Annotated in this window: 1 protein-coding gene; it reads right to left on the reverse strand. The window is 48.2% G+C overall.

The genetic code is table 11. The features are described 5' to 3' along the window. Positions 1–257 (reverse strand): hypothetical protein (locus R0J92_RS24420; protein WP_411053587.1); only part of this gene is annotated, 257 nt, incomplete at both ends.

Below are 257 nucleotides of genomic sequence, written 5' to 3' on the forward strand. Positions count from 1 at the left end.
CTTCGCTTCTTCATAATGCGCGCCGCTGCGATTCAGGATTTTCACCCATCCATCAAACCGGAATTCGCGGCCTTTGATTTCCATTGTGTAATGGGCATGCCATTCCAAGCTTTTCGTTAAATACGAAACCTGAACTTCCTGGTCAAGGTAACTTGGCGCTATTTTCCAGACGAGTGCCGGCTTGAGCAATAAACCTTCAGGCAGCGCAGGAAGAATCAGCTCACCTATTGGGTCGATGACGATCTCTTTTGTATCGG

This window comes from Tritonibacter sp. SIMBA_163 (assembly GCF_046535935.1).
Classification (GTDB): Bacteria; Pseudomonadota; Alphaproteobacteria; order Rhodobacterales; family Rhodobacteraceae; genus Epibacterium; species Epibacterium scottomollicae.